22 protein-coding genes are annotated in these 15,749 nt (G+C 60.2%); 16 read left to right on the top strand and 6 right to left on the bottom strand.

Annotated features, from left to right (window positions below):
- The first annotated feature begins 24 nt into the window (after positions 1–24).
- From CKW29_RS06850 to CKW29_RS06825, 6 genes are all read left to right on the top strand, one after another.
- Complete coding sequence (locus CKW29_RS06850; RefSeq protein WP_095148136.1) at positions 25–267, top strand: DUF4224 domain-containing protein; 243 nt, start codon at positions 25–27, stop codon at positions 265–267.
- Position 268: 1 nt separating this feature from the next.
- A complete protein-coding gene (locus CKW29_RS06845; protein WP_095148135.1) occupies positions 269–1,318 on the top strand; it encodes a tyrosine-type recombinase/integrase in 1,050 nt (349 codons plus the stop codon).
- A 522-nt stretch (positions 1,319–1,840) separates the two neighbouring features.
- Positions 1,841–2,587 (top strand): hypothetical protein, encoded by a 747-nt coding sequence (locus tag CKW29_RS06840; RefSeq protein ID WP_095143233.1) that lies wholly within the window; start codon positions 1,841–1,843, stop codon positions 2,585–2,587.
- A 255-nt stretch (positions 2,588–2,842) separates the two neighbouring features.
- Positions 2,843–3,688, top strand: a complete 846-nt coding sequence (locus CKW29_RS06835) for a lipopolysaccharide kinase InaA family protein (RefSeq protein ID WP_256576998.1) — start codon at positions 2,843–2,845, stop codon at positions 3,686–3,688.
- A gap of 70 nt (positions 3,689–3,758) precedes the next feature.
- Complete coding sequence (locus tag CKW29_RS06830; protein WP_095143232.1) at positions 3,759–4,472, top strand: SOS response-associated peptidase family protein; 714 nt, start codon at positions 3,759–3,761, stop codon at positions 4,470–4,472.
- 121 nt (positions 4,473–4,593) lie between these two features.
- Entirely contained in the window at positions 4,594–4,800 is a 207-nt protein-coding gene (locus tag CKW29_RS06825; RefSeq protein ID WP_095143231.1) for a hypothetical protein, read from the top strand.
- Positions 4,801–4,850: 50 nt separating this feature from the next.
- On the opposite strand, the gene CKW29_RS06820 is transcribed toward CKW29_RS06825, so the two are convergent.
- Positions 4,851–5,042 carry an SPOR domain-containing protein gene (locus tag CKW29_RS06820; protein WP_095143230.1) on the bottom strand — a complete coding sequence of 64 codons (192 nt, stop codon included), beginning with the start codon at positions 5,040–5,042 and terminating at the stop codon, positions 4,851–4,853.
- 299 nt (positions 5,043–5,341) lie between these two features.
- On the opposite strand from CKW29_RS06820, the gene CKW29_RS06815 reads away from it, so the two are divergent.
- On the top strand, positions 5,342–5,770 hold the full coding sequence (locus tag CKW29_RS06815; protein WP_095143229.1) for a GNAT family N-acetyltransferase: 429 nt from the start codon (positions 5,342–5,344) through the stop codon (positions 5,768–5,770).
- A gap of 28 nt (positions 5,771–5,798) precedes the next feature.
- Here the strand turns inward: CKW29_RS06815 and CKW29_RS06810 are convergent, their stop codons facing one another.
- Positions 5,799–6,137 (bottom strand): hypothetical protein, encoded by a 339-nt coding sequence (locus tag CKW29_RS06810; RefSeq protein WP_095143228.1) that lies wholly within the window; start codon positions 6,135–6,137, stop codon positions 5,799–5,801.
- 169 nt (positions 6,138–6,306) lie between these two features.
- Here CKW29_RS06810 and CKW29_RS06805 point away from each other — a divergent pair, with 169 nt between their 5' ends.
- From CKW29_RS06805 to CKW29_RS06765, 9 genes are all read left to right on the top strand, one after another.
- Positions 6,307–6,555: a hypothetical protein gene (locus CKW29_RS06805; RefSeq protein WP_019689854.1), complete on the top strand. Its 249-nt coding sequence runs from the start codon at positions 6,307–6,309 to the stop codon at positions 6,553–6,555.
- Positions 6,556–6,614: 59 nt separating this feature from the next.
- Entirely contained in the window at positions 6,615–6,944 is a 330-nt protein-coding gene (locus tag CKW29_RS06800; RefSeq protein ID WP_095143227.1) for a DUF6388 family protein, read from the top strand.
- 3 nt (positions 6,945–6,947) lie between these two features.
- Positions 6,948–7,652, top strand: a complete 705-nt coding sequence (locus CKW29_RS06795) for a YoaK family protein (protein WP_095143226.1) — start codon at positions 6,948–6,950, stop codon at positions 7,650–7,652.
- A 65-nt stretch (positions 7,653–7,717) separates the two neighbouring features.
- Positions 7,718–8,110 carry a sulfurtransferase complex subunit TusD gene (gene tusD / locus CKW29_RS06790; protein ID WP_095143591.1) on the top strand — a complete coding sequence of 131 codons (393 nt, stop codon included), beginning with the start codon at positions 7,718–7,720 and terminating at the stop codon, positions 8,108–8,110.
- 3 nt (positions 8,111–8,113) lie between these two features.
- Positions 8,114–8,476 (top strand): sulfurtransferase complex subunit TusC, encoded by a 363-nt coding sequence (tusC, locus tag CKW29_RS06785; RefSeq protein WP_095143225.1) that lies wholly within the window; start codon positions 8,114–8,116, stop codon positions 8,474–8,476.
- Entirely contained in the window at positions 8,476–8,775 is a 300-nt protein-coding gene (gene tusB, locus CKW29_RS06780) for a sulfurtransferase complex subunit TusB (RefSeq protein ID WP_095143224.1), read from the top strand. The genes tusC and tusB overlap by 1 nt, the downstream gene beginning before the upstream one ends.
- Positions 8,772–9,107, top strand: coding sequence for a TusE/DsrC/DsvC family sulfur relay protein (locus CKW29_RS06775; RefSeq protein ID WP_095079308.1), 336 nt, complete (start codon positions 8,772–8,774; stop codon positions 9,105–9,107). Before tusB ends, CKW29_RS06775 begins: the two co-directional genes overlap by 4 nt.
- Positions 9,104–10,105, top strand: coding sequence for a glycosyl transferase family protein (locus CKW29_RS06770; protein WP_095148134.1), 1,002 nt, complete (start codon positions 9,104–9,106; stop codon positions 10,103–10,105). The genes CKW29_RS06775 and CKW29_RS06770 overlap by 4 nt, the downstream gene beginning before the upstream one ends.
- Positions 10,106–10,193: 88 nt before the next feature.
- Complete coding sequence (locus CKW29_RS06765; protein ID WP_095148133.1) at positions 10,194–11,195, top strand: glutathione S-transferase family protein; 1,002 nt, start codon at positions 10,194–10,196, stop codon at positions 11,193–11,195.
- A gap of 107 nt (positions 11,196–11,302) precedes the next feature.
- On the opposite strand, the gene cysG is transcribed toward CKW29_RS06765, so the two are convergent.
- From cysG to CKW29_RS06745, 4 genes are read right to left on the bottom strand one after another with little or no spacing between them, the layout of a single operon-like run.
- Complete coding sequence (cysG, locus tag CKW29_RS06760; protein ID WP_095143221.1) at positions 11,303–12,697, bottom strand: siroheme synthase CysG; 1,395 nt, start codon at positions 12,695–12,697, stop codon at positions 11,303–11,305.
- Positions 12,698–13,978: a serine--tRNA ligase gene (serS, locus tag CKW29_RS06755; protein ID WP_095143220.1), complete on the bottom strand. Its 1,281-nt coding sequence runs from the start codon at positions 13,976–13,978 to the stop codon at positions 12,698–12,700.
- 16 nt (positions 13,979–13,994) lie between these two features.
- A complete protein-coding gene (gene crcB, locus CKW29_RS06750; RefSeq protein WP_095143219.1) occupies positions 13,995–14,369 on the bottom strand; it encodes a fluoride efflux transporter CrcB in 375 nt (124 codons plus the stop codon).
- Positions 14,366–15,691 carry a replication-associated recombination protein A gene (locus tag CKW29_RS06745; RefSeq protein WP_095143218.1) on the bottom strand — a complete coding sequence of 442 codons (1,326 nt, stop codon included), beginning with the start codon at positions 15,689–15,691 and terminating at the stop codon, positions 14,366–14,368. Before CKW29_RS06745 ends, crcB begins: the two co-directional genes overlap by 4 nt.
- Positions 15,692–15,749: the final 58 nt, after the last annotated feature.

Genomic DNA, 15,749 nt, shown 5'->3' with positions numbered 1-15,749 from the left:
CCACGCGCGGCATGGAGCATCACCATGGAAACCGAAATTCTCTCGGACGAAGAGCTCGCCGACATCACCGGCTATAAGGCCAGAGCCTGGCAGCGTCGATGGCTCGATGACCGCAAGTGGCTCTACGTCGAGAGTCGCGGCAAGCGTCCGCTGGTTGGCCGGATGTACGCCCGCATGAAGCTGGGCATGATCACGCCGACCATCATTGACCCCAACCCGCCGCCGGCCGTGCCTGCATGGACGCCCGACTTCTCGCGAGTGAACTGACATGCGCCCCCGCAAGACCGAATACCACCACCTACCCCCTCGGATGTATCAGCGGTCCCGTACTCGCAAAAACGGCCAAGTGTGGACTGCCTATTACTACCGCGACCTACTGGGCAAGGACATCCCGCTGGGAAAGGACCTGGATAAAGCCAGGATCAAGTGGGCTGAACTCGAAGCCAAGGAAAAGCCCTTGGACCTGCGCACCATGAAGGGAATCTTCGACCGGTACATACGCGACATCGTCCCCAAGAAAGCACCGCGGACACAGAAAGACAACATGGCGGAGATCAAGCAGCTCCGCCCCATGTTCGACGGCGCACCTATTGACTCAATAACCCCGGCGACGATTGCGGGGTATCGGGACGCCCGATCGGCAAAGGTCCGGGCGAATCGCGAGCTCGCCACCCTGTCACACGTGTTCAATATGGCCCGGGAATGGGGGCTGACCACGAAGGAGAACCCATGCCAAGGCGTCCGCAAAAACAAAGAGACCCCGCGGGACTATTACGCGAATGATGTGGTGTGGAATGCGGTTTACCTGAAGGCTGGGCAAGAACTCAAGGATGCCATGGACCTGGCCTACTTGACCGGTCAACGACCGGCAGATGTGCTGGTGATGCGCAAGGATGACATTGAGGGAGGGTTCCTGATGGTTCAGCAAAACAAAACCGGCAAGAAGCTCAGGATCCAAATGGTGACCAACGGTTCAGCGAACAGCCTGGGGCTGTTGGTGGCGCAGATCGCGACACGAAACGCTCAACACGTTTCCAACTATCTGATAGTGAGCATGAGGGGGAAGAGGATGACCGCTACGATGCTGCGTAAACGGTGGGATGAGGCGAGGGAAAAGGCGAAGCTGAGCGCTATCGAGGACGGTGACGCGCTATTGGCAGGACGAATTGCGGAGTTTCAATTTAGAGACATTCGCCCCAAGGCGGCATCGGAAATCAAAGACGTCGATGATGCCAGCTTGCTCCTAGGGCATACAAAGGGTGACATCACCGAGCGGGTTTATCGCCGCATCGGGGCTATCGCGCAGCCCTCGAAATAGCCAAAAATATGTTCCATAACTCAAATAGGCCCCCTTGTAGAATAAGGGCTGTAGCCAATCAGTCATGAGTCAGTTATGGAACACCAATCACATTGTAGGCCACGGATTTGGCGGACCTATATAGCGGTCTTGAAAACCGTCGACTGTAACAGGTCCATGAGTTCGAATCCCATCGCCTCCGCCATATTTGTACGTTAGAGCCCTGATTATTCAGGGCTTTTTCGTTTCTGGGGTTTGTACTTTCCTAGCAGCCCCTACTGGTCGTTTCCGCATCTTTTCGGCTATTTTCACCCCCTCTCGCTCGAAAACCCGGCAGACCCCAGCGCGTCTTTCGCCCCCCTTCTTTGGCCTCCTGCCAACCGTCCTCCCTCAAATCAAACCTGACAAAAACGAGGCAATAAGGGCCAAAAGCCACCCTCCTGGCCAGCCCTTCTCGACAAGCGATCCAGCACTTGAAAAAAACCGACTATCGTTGTAATTGATCGGTCCACGACGGACCGGCGGCACGCTCATGGAGTTCTGATGAATAGGACCAATTTTGCTGCTGTTGTCACGACCTTCCTCGCGGGAACCACACCGACACTCTCAAGTGCCGCACCTCCTACCGACCCTCTCCTTGTATTCGGCGTTCTGGGAAGCTACAGCGAACTCGAATTCAAAGGCCCTGCAAACACTGACATCGATCGAATGCCGGAAGGAGGATTATTTCTCAACTATGGCAACAAAATGACTGCTCGGACCGGTCTTGTTTATCACGGTGAAATCAGCGGGCAGTACTCTGAAAAAGATGGTCAGAGAGTAAAGGATGGCCAGTTCGACCTGGACTTTGGCTGGAGGGTTGCGCTGGATGAACGCAATTTTATCGATGTTCTCCTGGGCGGAGGATACAAATGGAATCGCTTCGATCCGGGCTATAACAAGTACGACATTAATCTCACCAGCCGCACACCGTTCATTAAAGCGGCGGCTGGCTACAACCATCAATTCAGCCAGACAACCCTGCGCTTTGAGGTGGGCGTTCGAAAGATCATGAATGGTGAATCACAGCTCGAAATCCATGACGTCAACAACGAGACTTCCGACCTGAAAGACACGACCAATCCTTTTGTCGAACTGAGCTATCTGTTCAATCAGCAAGGGACGTATCCCCTTGTAGCCTCCCTCTACTACAACCGCTTCAAATATGAGCTGGATAGTCAATTTGAGGAGACCGATTATGACCAGCAGACCCGGGATGAGTACGGCGTCAAAATCGGTCTTGCGTTTTAATGGTGCCTTCAAGCCTTCAAAGGCCGATGCCCTTGCTTGACCGAAACGACAAAAAGAATCGCTCATTAGCCCCGACAAAGGGGCTAAGGAGTCAATAGCCCGCTTATCAGGCCGTTTGCGTTCTCGAGGTCACCCCCGGAACCAAAGGCGTTTCCACACCTCCTATCTGCGTCCAGTCGCCCCTTGGGAAACTGTAAAAAAATGTGAAATTGTGTTAAATTTCACTGATTGCAATATGATATTACGGATGTGGCAGTGGCCATCAGCAAGCATCAGATTGACCGCAAATTTCCATGCACCATCAAGGATCTGCGCTCAACCATACACCTCGACCACACTCCCTCCACCAGTCTGTCCCAGGCACTGTTCGGACTGCTCGATCATCGACGCCAATCGAACATCAAAAGGCTGAGCGCTGCGGTCACCAGCGCCGGCACGTCTGTGTTTGCCAAAACGCAGGCGCTGGATAACTTCAAGTCCAGGATTCGAGTGACACTGGGCAAGCCCAAGCGCAGCGGTGACTTTGACTGGCCTGTCGAAGAGTTCCTGAACACGGTGGAGGCCAATGATCGCGGCGCGGATGTCGCCCCACTGATCGGCTACGGCTACAAGAAGTCGCGCCTGGGGCTGGTTGAAGAGTTCTTCATCATTACCCATATGCTCGAGGGCCATACCGATGGCCTTCAATGGCTTGAACGCAATCCGGCACAGATAGAACGCTTGATCAAGAAGTCCTTCGCCCTGTTGCGATCCCTGAATGAGAGTCACATTACTCATATGGACTTCTGGGCCGCCAATCTCATGCTGTGTGAAAGCGGGGATCTGCCTGCCAAGGGCATCGACCTGGAGAACTGCTTTCACCGCAAACCCCACTACCCAAGCGAGACACTGGGGTTCCAGTTCGGCTTTTTCTATCACCGAGAGATTTACCGCTTTGTCACCGAAGCCCAATACGATGAATGGGTCGAAGAATCACTAGGCCAATACGAGAATATCAACCCGCAAAGGTTCAAGCGGTTTTACCAGGCCAGCAAGCACATGAAAATCGGTCGCAAGGAACGCCGGCGCATTTTCCTTGAGGGCGTCCTTGATTTGAGCTGAGACCGAGCACGCCGGTACATTTTCGCAGCCCCACTGGGCTAAGCTGAAAATTGGAACGGAGGGCTTTCCCATGTGCGGAAGACTTTCACAGTACCGGGGCATTCACGACTTCGTCGCGACGCTGAGCATGCCCAACGCCTTGATCAACACCGTGGGTGACGAGGAGCTGGCGCAGTACAACGTCGCCCCCACGATCCAGGTTGCGCTGCTGCACCTGGAAGGTGAAACCTTGCACGCCGATCGGGTGCGCTGGGGCTGGCGACCGCACGGGTCCAGGGACCATTCCATCCCGGTCAACGCCAGGGTCGAGAAAGTCGTCCATGGTCCGTCTTTCCGGGAGATCTGGCCTCACCGCGCTATCGCCCCCATCGACAACTGGTTCGAGTGGGTCTACGAAGGCGGGCCAAGCAAACAGCCCTACCTGGTTCGCCGCCGCGACCGGGCACCGATTCTGTGCGCTGCTATCGGCCAGTATCCGGCCGGAGGCAGGGACCCGAAAGCCGACGACGGTTTCGTGATCATCACCGCCGACAGCGTCGGGGGCATGATCGACCTGCATGACCGTCGGCCCGTGGCCCTTTCCCCCGAACTGGCCCGCGAATGGCTCAACCTGGCCATGCCCAAGGAGCTGGCTCACCAGATGCTGCTGCACCAGGGGGAGCCCGTCGAAGCCTTTGAATGGTTCAAGGTCGACAATGCTATCGGCAATGTCAGGAACCAGCAACCGGACCTGCTCAACCCCATCGGTAAAGTGCTGCGCGGGGATCACAAGAGCCATGGCTGAAAGCATGGCTTCCCGACAAAGCGCATGTTCGTGGCTGGCGATACAGGGCTTTGTCGACTAGGATTTTCGCGGTGTACAAGGACTCTGCCATATCCAAGCACATCTAGTCTGGGAGACGAAGATGAACCCGATTCAATCTGCCGAGCGGACCTATCGAATGTGGTCCAGCCCGATCCTGCTCGAGCTCAAGGAAAGAGCTCATCAACTGGCCCCGGCCGACCGCCTGGCCCTTGAAAATGTGCTGGTGGAGCGAAGACTGCTCAATACCGGCAATCCGAACGGCGCGGATCGACGCAAAACCGTACCGCTGCAAAGCCACAATCCTTGATCCTGGCCTTGACCCAAAGAGCCCGTCATACGCGGGCTCCCGGGTTCACATCACTGGGTATTGGCCGCCCGCAGGGCGCGGGGTTTGTAAGCCGGTAAGGATGCGGCGAATGCCAAGGCCTCCTCACGAGAACTGAAAGAACCTAACCGGTCACGCTGGGTGCAGACCCGCCAGGGGCCACCCTTGACGCTCACCAGCTCATAACCGTTCATGTGCATTTTGCTCAGCATCGAATCACTCATAGCTACCTCCACTGAAGTCGATCAGCCCGAAGTCAACTTACACCCGGACCTGTCCGAGGCGGGCGCCATTGGTCGAACGGCCCGCCACGACCACATGAAAGATCTTTCACTGTGCCCCAAAGGCCCAGCGCTTATAGTCCAGCGCGTCTCATTCAAGGAACATTTGGCCTGCCCCTCCCGGCGGGCCTTTTTTTGCCCCTGGAAAAGCGCCAGGCCTGGTGCTGCAAAAATTGCCTTCATCACCGCGAGGCTCACAGGGTAATCTGCCCCACTCCCCCACCGACACCAGGACGTCGCCAATGACATTGCGCATTGAATTATCGCAGGAGCCCACACCCGAAGAACGCCAGGCCATTCTCGACCCGCTGCGCGCCTACAACATCGCCAACGCCGGCGAAGGCCACTACCGGGAAATTGCCTTTCTGGTTCGGGATGAGCAGAGCAATGAAGTACTCGGTGGGCTCTATGCCCGTCTGTTTTACCAGTGGATGTTTATCGATCTACTGTCCGTGCCCGAGCAGGCCCGAGGCCAAGGCTTGGGGGCCAGATTGATGCAAATGGCCGAAGAGCAGGCACGGGAACTCCGATGCATCGGAATGTACCTCGACACCTTCGAATTCCAGGCGCCGGGGTTTTACAGGAAGATGGGGTTCAGCGAGGTTGGGCAAATAGCCGACTACCCGAGGGGCAGCAAGCGCTTCTTCTTTCAGAAACGCCTGGATGGGTGAGAGGCAAGACACCCGGCCCCTCGACACGTCACAAACAGGTGGCCATCGCCGCGAGTCGGCGCTTGGCCACCCAGTTGTCTTCAAGGGCGTAGTACTTCAGCGTGCCGCCTTGCACATCGATGAAGGACTCGGCCGAACGGGTGTAGACCGTAAAGCCGCCGGTTTCGCCAGGTTGCAGGTAACCGCTGGCATCCACGCCGAACACCGCCTCGTCCTGCCAGGCAAACTGCACGCACTGGGCCACCACCAGATCAGCCTTGTTCGAGGCCAGCGTCTTGTAAGGGCTCTGGGAGCGAGCATCCTTCATGGTCGATCCCGCGCACCCGGCCAGCAACACACCGGCCAGCGCCACCATCAAAATCCGCATTGTGCTTCCTCAAGACTCGAAAAACGCTGACTGTATCACCGCCTGTTATTGACCCGAAACGACGCCGCTCTGCTTTACTGCAGATAGGACGCGACAGACCGCAGCAATGCGCGCACCCTATCGCGCCATAATCGGTGCCTCGCGCCGCCTACCCTGCTCTGGAAAGCCAATGACCCCCAATGCCGAGTTCTACAAACCGTCCACCGACTATGCTGACAAACTGATCAGCCAGATCGGCCAGACCCCTTCCTGGATTGCCAAGCGCATTGGCGTGACCGATAAACGCATTCGCTACATCCTCGACGGCGAACGCACCGTCAAAGGCGAAACCACACCGATCCAGATGACCTACACCGAGCAGTTTGCGCTGGAATGCCTGGCGGCCGAGGCCAAGGCGAACAAGAAAAAAACCTCCTGACGCGCGTCAAGGTAAACGCTAGCCAACCGCTCATACTTTCGTTTTGACCAGGATGATCCATGGCTCCGATCGAATCGCAACACGAACTCGCCCTGCAACGGTTTCTCAATGCACGTCCGGCACTGCGCGACACACTCGACAACCTCAACCCGCTGGCCGCCCAGGCCAAAGGCGAAACCATGGCCGAGTACCGCAATGAACGACTGCACGAAGCGTTCGAAGCCGAGGCTGAGCAGCAGGGCCTCTTTGCCTGGGAGCTGACGTTGCAATTGACCGCCGCCACACCGGAGGACTTCGCCGCCCAACGGCGGGAGGTGCACAAGGAAGTAGCGCAGATGGCCGGCATGGACTGGCTGGAATACTGCGAACTGCATGGCCTCGAGCCCTGATCGATGCTGCCATCCGCCCCCCATCGCACCCCGACAAGCCGCCTGTTGCACACGCAGAAATGGCGTGGCCGGGTCGGACTCTGCCTGGTGGCCAGCCTGTCCGTGCTGGCAGGCATGACCGATGCCATAGGCTTCATGGCCACCGGCGACTTTGTGTCATTCATGAGCGGCAATACCACACGCCTGGCGGTGGCGATCAGCAACGGTGACTGGAGCATGACCCTGCGTCTGCTGGTACTGGTCGCCATGTTCGTCGTCGGCAATGCGCTGGGCGTGATCATCACCCGTATCGGCCGACGACACGCCCTGCCGTTGATGCTGAGCATCGCCTCGTTGTTATGCGCCGCCGCGGCATGGCCATTCGAGGCGCGATTCCCGGCGCTGCTGGCCGCGATCATCGCCATGGGCATGCTCAATGCAGCCGTCGAACAGGTCAATGGCCTGCCCATCGGCCTGACCTACGTCACCGGTGCCCTGTCACGCTTCGGTCGCGGCCTGGGGCGCTGGCTGCTCGGCGAGCGGCGCGACGGTTGGCGAGTGCAACTGATCCCCTGGACCGGCATGTTTGCCGGCGCCGTGCTGGGCGCGGTACTGGAACACCATTTCGGCCTGCACGCGCTGTACGCCAGCGGCCTGCTGGCGGCGGTGCTGGGGATCGTTGCGCTGAAGATTCCGCGCCGCTGGCAGCTGGGCTACATGCCGCGCTGAATCGCCCTTCGCCGCCCCGCCGATAAAGCATTATCATGGCCGCAGATTTGTCGTCAGAGTTCGCCATGAAGTTCGCCATCGCGCTGTTTTCCGCCGCACACGCGCCCTCCTCGCGCCGCGCCCTGCTGTTTGCCCAGGCAGCGCTGGCCGGCGGGCATGAGATCGTGCGACTGTTTTTTTATCAGGACGGCGTCTACAACGCCTCCAGCAACGTTGTCACACCCCAGGACGAGCAGGACATCGCCGCGCAATGGCGCACCTTCGTCAGCGACCATCAACTGGACGGCGTGGTGTGCATTGCCGCCGCCCTGAGGCGTGGGGTGCTGGATGAGGCTGAAGCCAAGCGTTACCAGCGCACCGCGATCAATGTCAGTGCGCCGTGGGAATTGTCCGGACTGGGCCAGTTGCACGATGCGGTACAGGACGCCGATCGCCTGATCTGCTTTGGAGGGCCATGAAACATGCCTAAATCCCTGTTGATCATCAGCCGCCAGGCCCCCTGGTCCGGCCCGAGCGCCCGTGAAGCGCTGGACATCGTGCTGGCCGGCGGCGCCTTCGATTTGCCGATCGGCCTGCTGTTTCTCGATGACGGTGTGTTCCAGCTGGCTACGCAGCAGAATGCCAAGGCCGTGCAGCAAAAAGACCTCAGCGCCAATCTGCAAGCACTCGGCCTGTTTGGCATCGAAGACCTGTATGTGTGTGGCGACAGCGCCAGCGCGCGCGGCCTGACGCCGGGCGCCTTGAGCCTTGATCCGCTGAACGTACTGGCCACCGGAGAGATCCCGGCCGTTATTGACCGTTATGACCAGGTTATTACCCTCTGATGTCGACTTTGCATGTGTTGTCTCACTCACCGTTCACCGATAACCGGCTGACCAGCTGCCTGCGCCTCCTGGGTGCACAGGACGCCCTGCTGCTCAGCGGCGATGCGGTGTACGCCTTGCAACCCGGCACCGCGCCGTTCGGCGAGCTGCAGGTCCTGCGTGACACCTTGCGCCTGTTTGTGCTGGAAGAGGACGTTCAGGCCCGCGGTTTGCCGGTGCCCGACTGGATCAAAAGCCTCGACTACCCGGCCTTCGTCGAGCTGTCGATTCACTACGACAAGGTCAATAGCTGGTTATGAACTCACTGACCCTGGGGGCACGTCGCATCGAGCTGGACAAGGACGGCTATCTGGTTGACCTGGCTGACTGGTCGACGGAAGTCGCCACCGCCTTGGCCGCTGCCGAAGAACTTGAGCTGAGCCCCGAACACTGGGAAATCCTCGAGTTGCTGCGCGGCTTCTACCAGGAGTACCAGCTGTCGCCAGCCACCCGCCCGCTGATCAAATACACCGCGCTCAAACTGGGCCCGGACAAGGGCAACAGCCTGCACCTGAACCGCTTGTTCAAAGGCACTCCCGCCAAACTCGCCGCCAAGCTGGCGGGCCTGCCCAAACCGACGAATTGTCTATGACCGATTTCACCCCACTGATCACCGAAACGCCCGCCGAGCACCCTTTTGCACAGTTCGTGCGGATTCTCGGCAAAGGCAAGCGCGGCGCTCGCAGCCTGACCCGTGAAGAGGCTCGCCAAGCCATGGGCATGCTGCTCGACGAGAAGGTCGAAGACACCCAGCTCGGTGCATTCCTCATGCTGTTGCGGCACAAGGAAGAAAGCGCCGAAGAGCTGGCGGGGTTCACCGAAGCGTTGCGCGAGCGCTTGCAGGCACCGGCATTGGCGGTGGACCTGGACTGGCCGACCTATGCCGGCAAAAAGCGTCACCTGCCGTGGTACCTGCTGGCGGCCAAGTGCCTGGCGCAAAACGGCGTGCGCATCCTGATGCATGGCGGCGGCGCCCATACCGCCGGGCGCCTGTACAGCGAGCAACTGCTCGACCAACTCCACATCCCGTTGTGCCGTACCTGGCAGCAAGTGGGCTCGGCGCTGGACCAAGGCAACCTGGCCTTCATGCCGCTGGGCGACTGGGCACCGCAACTGCAACGGATGATCGACCTGCGCAACACCCTCGGGCTGCGCTCGCCGATCCACTCCCTGGCGCGGATTCTCAACCCGCTGGGCGCGCGCTGTGGCCTGCAAAGCATCTTCCACCCCGGCTACCAGGGCGTACACCGCGATGCCAGTGGCTTGCTGGGTGACAACGTGATCGTGATCAAGGGCGATGGCGGCGAAATCGAGATCAATCCGGATGCCGACAGCCACCTGTACGGCACCACCGGCGGCGAAAGCTGGGACGAAGAATGGCCGCAGCTGTCGGCGCAGCGCCATGTCAAACCGGCAACTCTCGATCCTGAGCACCTCAAAGCCGTGTGGCGTGGCGATGTGGAGGACAGCTACCCGCAACTGGCGCTGATTGCCACCATGGCCCTGGCCTTGCGCGGCCTCGGCACACCACGTGATGAAGCCTTCGCCAAGGCCCAGCAGTACTGGGAAGCCCGCGATAGATCTATTTAACCGATCATCAACGCCCAACCTTTGCGCTTTTATTTCGAAAGCATCGAAATAGACTGGACTCCAACGTTTGACAACCTTGGAGTTCGAGATGGGTTTGCTGATTGAAGGGCACTGGCGTGACCAGTGGTACGAAAGCAGCAAGGACGGTGCCTTCCAGCGCGAGCAAGCGCAGCGCCGCCATTGGCTGACCGCTGACGGCAAGCCCGGTCCCAGTGGCGAAGGCGGCTTCCCCGCACAGGCCGGGCGCTACCACCTCTACGTCTCGCTGGCATGCCCCTGGGCCCACCGCACGCTGATCCTGCGCAAACTCAAAGGCCTGGAAACCCTGATCGATGTGTCGGTGGTCAGCTGGCTGATGCTGGAGAACGGCTGGACCTTCGACAAAGACCTGGGCTCAACCGGCGACAAGCTCGACCACTTCGACTTCATGCATCAACGCTACACCGCCGATGCCCGCGACTACACCGGTCGCGTCACGGTGCCCGTACTGTGGGACAACCAGCAAAAACGCATCGTCAGCAATGAATCGGCGGAGATCATCCGCATGTTCAACAGCGCGTTTGACGGCATGACCGGCAACGACCTGGACTTCTACCCGCAGCCGTTGCACACGGCCATCGATGAGCTCAACGCACGCATCTATCCCGCGGTAAACAACGGTGTGTACCGCGCAGGCTTTGCCACCTCTCAAGCGGCTTATGAGGAGGCCTTCGACGAGTTGTTTGCCGAACTGAACCGGCTGGAAGGGCTACTGGGCAATAAACGCTACCTGACCGGTGACTACCTGACCGAGGCCGATATTCGCCTGTTCACCACGCTGATTCGCTTCGACGCGGTGTACTACGGTCACTTCAAGTGCAATCTACGACGCATTGCCGATTATCCGAACCTGTCGAACTGGCTGCGCGAGCTGTATCAGTGGCAGGGGATTGCCGAGACCGTGGACTTTACCCACATCAAGCATCACTACTACGCCAGCCACAGGACCATCAATCCGACAGGTGTGGTGCCCAAAGGACCGGAACAGGACTTCACCGTGCCCCATGATCGGCAGCGGTTGAGCGGGAAAGGGGTTTGGCAAAAATACTAAACGATGATCGCTCCCACGTTTAGCGTGGGAGCGCGAGAACCAGGACCGCGCCCAGCGGTTTGAGGGCCGCTACGCGCCCCAACGGGGGCAAGCCCCCTCGCCACGGGTCAGATTTGAGATTGAGCGCCTTCAAACCACGCCAGCTTCTCGCGAAGCTGCACCACTTCCCCGACGATCACCAGGGTCGGCGCATGGACTTCATGCTCCGCCACCAGCTGCGGCAGGTTGGCCAGCGTACCAGTGAAGACCCGCTGGTTGGAGGTGGTGCCCTGTTGGATCAATGCCGCCGGCGTGTCCGCCGAACGACCGTGCCGGATCAGCTGTTCGCAGATGATCGGCAGCCCCACCAGCCCCATGTAGAACACCAGGGTTTGCGCCGGCGCGACCAGATCGCTCCACGGCAAATCCGTGCTGCCGTCTTTCAGGTGGCCGGTGATGAAACGCACCGATTGCGCGTAATCGCGGTGGGTCAGCGGAATCCCGGCATACGCCGCGCAACCGCTGGCCGCCGTGATACCCGGCACCACCTGGAACGGGATGCCCTGGGCCGCCAGTTCCTCGATCTCTTCGCCGCCACGGCCGAAGATGAACGGATCACCGCCCTTCAACCGCACCACGCGCTTGCCCTGCCTGGCCAGATCCACCAATTGCTGGTTGATCTGGTCTTGCGGGACGGCGTGATCGGCGCGGCGCTTGCCGACATAGACCCGCTCGGCATCGCGACGGCACAGCTCAAGAATCGCCGGGGCCACCAGACGGTCATACAGCACCACGTCCGCCTGCTGCATCAGGCGCAAGGCACGGAAGGTCAGCAGATCCGGATCACCCGGCCCTGCGCCCACCAGATACACCTCACCGGTCGCACGGGCAGACTCACCGTTGATCTTGGCCTGCAACAAGCGCTCGGCTTCGGCGCCCTGTCCGGCCAGTTGGCGATCGGCGATCGGCCCCTGAAACACCTCTTCCCAGAACGCCCGACGCTGCTGGACATCCGGAAACAACCCTTTGACCTGGTGGCGAAAACGCGCCGCCAGCCCGGCCAACTGGCCATAGGTCGAAGGAATCCAGGTTTCCAGCTTGGCCCGGATCAAGCGCGCCAGCACCGGCGCGTCGCCACCGCTGGACACCGCGATCACCAACGGCGAACGATCGACGATCGCCGGGAAGATCACGCTGCACAACGTCGGCGCATCCACCACGTTGACCGGCACGCAACGCCGATGAGCATCCTGGGAGACTTGCGCATTCAGCGACTCGTCGTCGGTGGCGGCAATGATCAACCCGCAACCGTCGAGGTCTGACTCAAGATAGCCACGCGCCACCAGCTCGCCGCCGCTGCCTTGCACCAACTCACGCAGCTGGGCTTCGATCTCGGGTGCAACGACCCGCAACAGCGCACCGGCGTCGGCCAGCAGACGGGATTTGCGCAAGGCAATCTCCCCTCCACCGACGACCAGCACACGGCGCCCGCGCAGGTTGTGAAACAGCGGCAGGAATTCCATTTAGCCGATGACCTCGAGGCCGCCCATGTAAGGCTTGAGCACTTGCGGCACACGGATCGAGCCGTCGGCCTGCTGATAGTTTTCCAGCACCGCCACCAGGGTACGGCCGACCGCCAGGCCAGAACCGTTCAGGGTGTGCACCAACTCCGGCTTGCCGGTTTCCGGGTTGCGGAAACGCGCTTGCATGCGACGGGCCTGGAAGTCGCCGCAGTTGGAGCACGACGAAATCTCGCGGTACTTGTCCTGGCTCGGGATCCACACTTCCAGGTCGTAGGTCTTGACCGCGCTGAAGCCCATGTCGCCGGTGCACAGGGCCAGGGTACGGTATGGCAGCTCAAGCAATTGCAGGACTTTTTCCGCGTTGGCGGTCAGACCTTCCAGGGCTTCCATCGAAGTCGATGGCTCGACGATCTGGACCATTTCGACCTTGTCGAACTGGTGCTGGCGGATCATTCCGCGGGTGTCACGACCCGAGGCACCGGCTTCACTGCGGAAGCACGGGGTGTGGGCCACGAACTTGATTGGCAGCAGTTTCGAATCGACGATCTCGCCCGCCACGATGTTGGTCAGCGACACTTCGGCGGTCGGGATCAGGTACAGGTCGGCCTCGCCTTCGCGCGCGATCTTGAACAGGTCTTCCTCGAACTTTGGCAACTGGCCGGTGCCCTGCAAGGCAGGCGCCTGGACCAGATAAGGCGTATAGGCCTCTTCATAACCGTGTTCGGTGGTGTGCAGGTTGATCATGAACTGCGCCAGGGCGCGGTGCAGGCGGGCAATCGGCCCACGCAGCAGGGCGAAACGGGCACCGGACAGCTTGGCGGCGGTTTCGAAGTCCAGCCAGCCGAACTTCTCGCCCAGGGCGACGTGGTCCTTGACTTCGAAATCGAAGGCAGTCGGCGTGCCCCAGCGACGCACTTCGACGTTGCCGTCTTCGTCATCGCCCACCGGTACCGATTCGTGCGGCAGGTTCGGGATACCCAGCAGGATCGAATCCAGTTCAGTCTGGATCGCATCCAGCTCGACTTTGCCGGCACCCAGCTCGTTCGCCATACGCTCGACGTCCGCCATCAGCGGCGCGATGTCTTCGCCACGCTGCTTCGCCTGGCCGATGGATTTGGAGCGCGCATTACGTTCAGCCTGCAGTGCTTCGGTGCGGGTCTGGACGATCTTGCGCTGTTCTTCCAGCGCTTCGATACGCGCAACATCCAGCACAAAGCCACGGGATGCCAGGCGGTCCGCTACGTCCTGAAGGTTGCTACGTAACAGTTTGGAATCGAGCATGTCGGTCTCTCGTTTATCAAAGTTTGGTCAGGGACAGGCCAGCCCAGGTCGCGAGCAGCCCGCCGAATACGCTGATGGCCGCATAGCCCAGGGCCAGCGGCACTTGCCCGCTTTCCAGCAAGCGCACCGTATCCAGTGAAAAGGATGAAAAAGTCGTCAGCCCTCCGAGGAAGCCGACGATCAACCCGGCGCGCACCTCAAACGGTACCTCCGGACGAATCAGAAACAGGCCATACAGCACGCCGATCAGCAAACAGCCCACGATATTAACGGCCAGCGTCGCGGTATAGAAGTGCCGCGGCCAATTGGCGTTGATCCAGTTGCCGGTGGCGAACCGCAGCAAGGTGCCGGCAACGCCCCCGACGGAGACCGCAACAATCAGTGCAATCAAGGCTTTCTCCGCTGCCGGGGGCTCAGGCGGTCCAACTGGGCGAGGTGATTGAGCTTCTCGCCGATCTTCAATTCCAGGCCCCGGGGCACCGGCCGGTAGAACGCTTGCGGCTCCAGTGCTTCCGGAAAATAGTCTTCGCCGGCCGCATAGGCGTCCGGCTCATCGTGGGCGTAACGGTATTCGTCACCGTAGCCAAGCTGCTTCATCAGCTTGGTCGGGGCGTTGCGCAAATGCAGCGGGACTTCCAGCGAGCCGTGTTCGGCGGCACTGCGCATGGCGGCCTTGAAGCCCATGTACACCGCGTTGCTTTTCGGCGCACACGCCAGGTAAGTGATCGCCTGCGCCACCGCCAACTCGCCTTCGGGACTGCCAAGGCGCTCCTGCACATCCCAGGCCGCCAGACACAGGCTCAGCGCGCGAGGATCGGCGTTGCCGATGTCTTCGCTGGCCATGCGCACCACGCGCCGGGCCAGGTACAACGGGTCGCAACCACCGTCGAGCATGCGCGCGAACCAGTACAACGCGCCGTCCGGGTTGGAGCCGCGCACCGATTTGTGCAAGGCCGAAATCTGGTCGTAAAACGCCTCGCCGCCCTTGTCGAAGCGGCGCCGGGTATCACCAAGCAGGCTTTGCAGCAAATCGACGCCAATCTCGCTGTGGTCTTCGGCCAGGTCCGAGGCGTTTTCCAGCAGGTTGAGCAGACGCCGGCCATCGCCATCGGCGGCGGACAGCAGCATCTGGAAACCTTCGTCGCTGAGGCTCAGCTGTCGCTTGCCCAGGCCCCGTTCCTCGGTCAGTGCGCGCTGCACCAGTTTGTTCAGCGCAGCCTCATCGAGGCTTTTGAGCACGTAGACCCGCGCACGGGACAGCAAGGCGTTGTTCAACTCGAAGGACGGGTTTTCGGTGGTCGCGCCAATGAAAATCAGCGTGCCGTCTTCGACATACGGCAGGAAGGCGTCCTGTTGCGACTTGTTGAAGCGATGCACTTCGTCGACGAACAGAATCGTGCGGCGGCCATATTGTCCGGCCTGCTGCTTGGCCACGTCCACCGCCTGGCGGATTTCCTTGACCCCGGCCAGTACGGCCGAGACCGTTTCAAAGTGCGCGTCCGAGACTTCCGCCAGCAGCCGCGCCAGGGTGGTTTTACCCACCCCCGGCGGCCCCCAGAAAATCATCGAGTGCAGGGCACCCTGCTCCAGCGCCTCACGCAAGGGCTTGCCGCGGGCCAACAGGTGTTCCTGACCGACGTACTCGTCCAGATTGGCCGCACGCAGACGGGCGGCCAGGGGTTGAGCGATCGGGGCACTGCGAAACAGATCCATCACTACTTTTGAAACCTCACCGGGTATATGCACCCTGTAGGAGCAAGCTTGCTTGCGA

Source organism: Pseudomonas sp. Irchel s3a18 (genome assembly GCF_900187535.1).
GTDB lineage: Bacteria > Pseudomonadota > Gammaproteobacteria > Pseudomonadales > Pseudomonadaceae > Aquipseudomonas.
The sequence above is the reverse complement of the archived record's forward strand: the minus strand, read 5'-3'. Positions and strand labels throughout refer to the sequence as shown.

Excerpts from the sequence above, each read along its gene's own strand:
- cysG (WP_095143221.1), bottom strand. The coding sequence starts at position 12,697 with ATGGAATTCCTGCCGCTGTTTCACAACCTGCGCGGGCGCCGTGTGCTG.
- CKW29_RS06825 (WP_095143231.1), top strand. The coding sequence starts at position 4,594 with ATGAACCCGATTCAATCTGCCGAGCGGACCTATCGAATGTGGTCCAGC.
- tusB (WP_095143224.1), top strand. The coding sequence starts at position 8,476 with ATGTCGACTTTGCATGTGTTGTCTCACTCACCGTTCACCGATAACCGG.
- CKW29_RS06830 (WP_095143232.1), top strand. The coding sequence starts at position 3,759 with ATGTGCGGAAGACTTTCACAGTACCGGGGCATTCACGACTTCGTCGCG.
- CKW29_RS06765 (WP_095148133.1), top strand. The coding sequence starts at position 10,194 with ATGGGTTTGCTGATTGAAGGGCACTGGCGTGACCAGTGGTACGAAAGC.
- CKW29_RS06820 (WP_095143230.1), bottom strand. The coding sequence starts at position 5,042 with ATGAGTGATTCGATGCTGAGCAAAATGCACATGAACGGTTATGAGCTG.
- serS (WP_095143220.1), bottom strand. The coding sequence starts at position 13,978 with ATGCTCGATTCCAAACTGTTACGTAGCAACCTTCAGGACGTAGCGGAC.
- CKW29_RS06810 (WP_095143228.1), bottom strand. The coding sequence starts at position 6,137 with ATGCGGATTTTGATGGTGGCGCTGGCCGGTGTGTTGCTGGCCGGGTGC.
- CKW29_RS06775 (WP_095079308.1), top strand. The coding sequence starts at position 8,772 with ATGAACTCACTGACCCTGGGGGCACGTCGCATCGAGCTGGACAAGGAC.
- CKW29_RS06795 (WP_095143226.1), top strand. The coding sequence starts at position 6,948 with ATGCTGCCATCCGCCCCCCATCGCACCCCGACAAGCCGCCTGTTGCAC.
- CKW29_RS06840 (WP_095143233.1), top strand. The coding sequence starts at position 1,841 with ATGAATAGGACCAATTTTGCTGCTGTTGTCACGACCTTCCTCGCGGGA.
- CKW29_RS06850 (WP_095148136.1), top strand. The coding sequence starts at position 25 with ATGGAAACCGAAATTCTCTCGGACGAAGAGCTCGCCGACATCACCGGC.
- CKW29_RS06745 (WP_095143218.1), bottom strand. The coding sequence starts at position 15,691 with ATGGATCTGTTTCGCAGTGCCCCGATCGCTCAACCCCTGGCCGCCCGT.
- tusC (WP_095143225.1), top strand. The coding sequence starts at position 8,114 with ATGCCTAAATCCCTGTTGATCATCAGCCGCCAGGCCCCCTGGTCCGGC.
- CKW29_RS06770 (WP_095148134.1), top strand. The coding sequence starts at position 9,104 with ATGACCGATTTCACCCCACTGATCACCGAAACGCCCGCCGAGCACCCT.
- CKW29_RS06845 (WP_095148135.1), top strand. The coding sequence starts at position 269 with ATGCGCCCCCGCAAGACCGAATACCACCACCTACCCCCTCGGATGTAT.
- CKW29_RS06805 (WP_019689854.1), top strand. The coding sequence starts at position 6,307 with ATGACCCCCAATGCCGAGTTCTACAAACCGTCCACCGACTATGCTGAC.
- CKW29_RS06815 (WP_095143229.1), top strand. The coding sequence starts at position 5,342 with ATGACATTGCGCATTGAATTATCGCAGGAGCCCACACCCGAAGAACGC.
- CKW29_RS06800 (WP_095143227.1), top strand. The coding sequence starts at position 6,615 with ATGGCTCCGATCGAATCGCAACACGAACTCGCCCTGCAACGGTTTCTC.
- tusD (WP_095143591.1), top strand. The coding sequence starts at position 7,718 with ATGAAGTTCGCCATCGCGCTGTTTTCCGCCGCACACGCGCCCTCCTCG.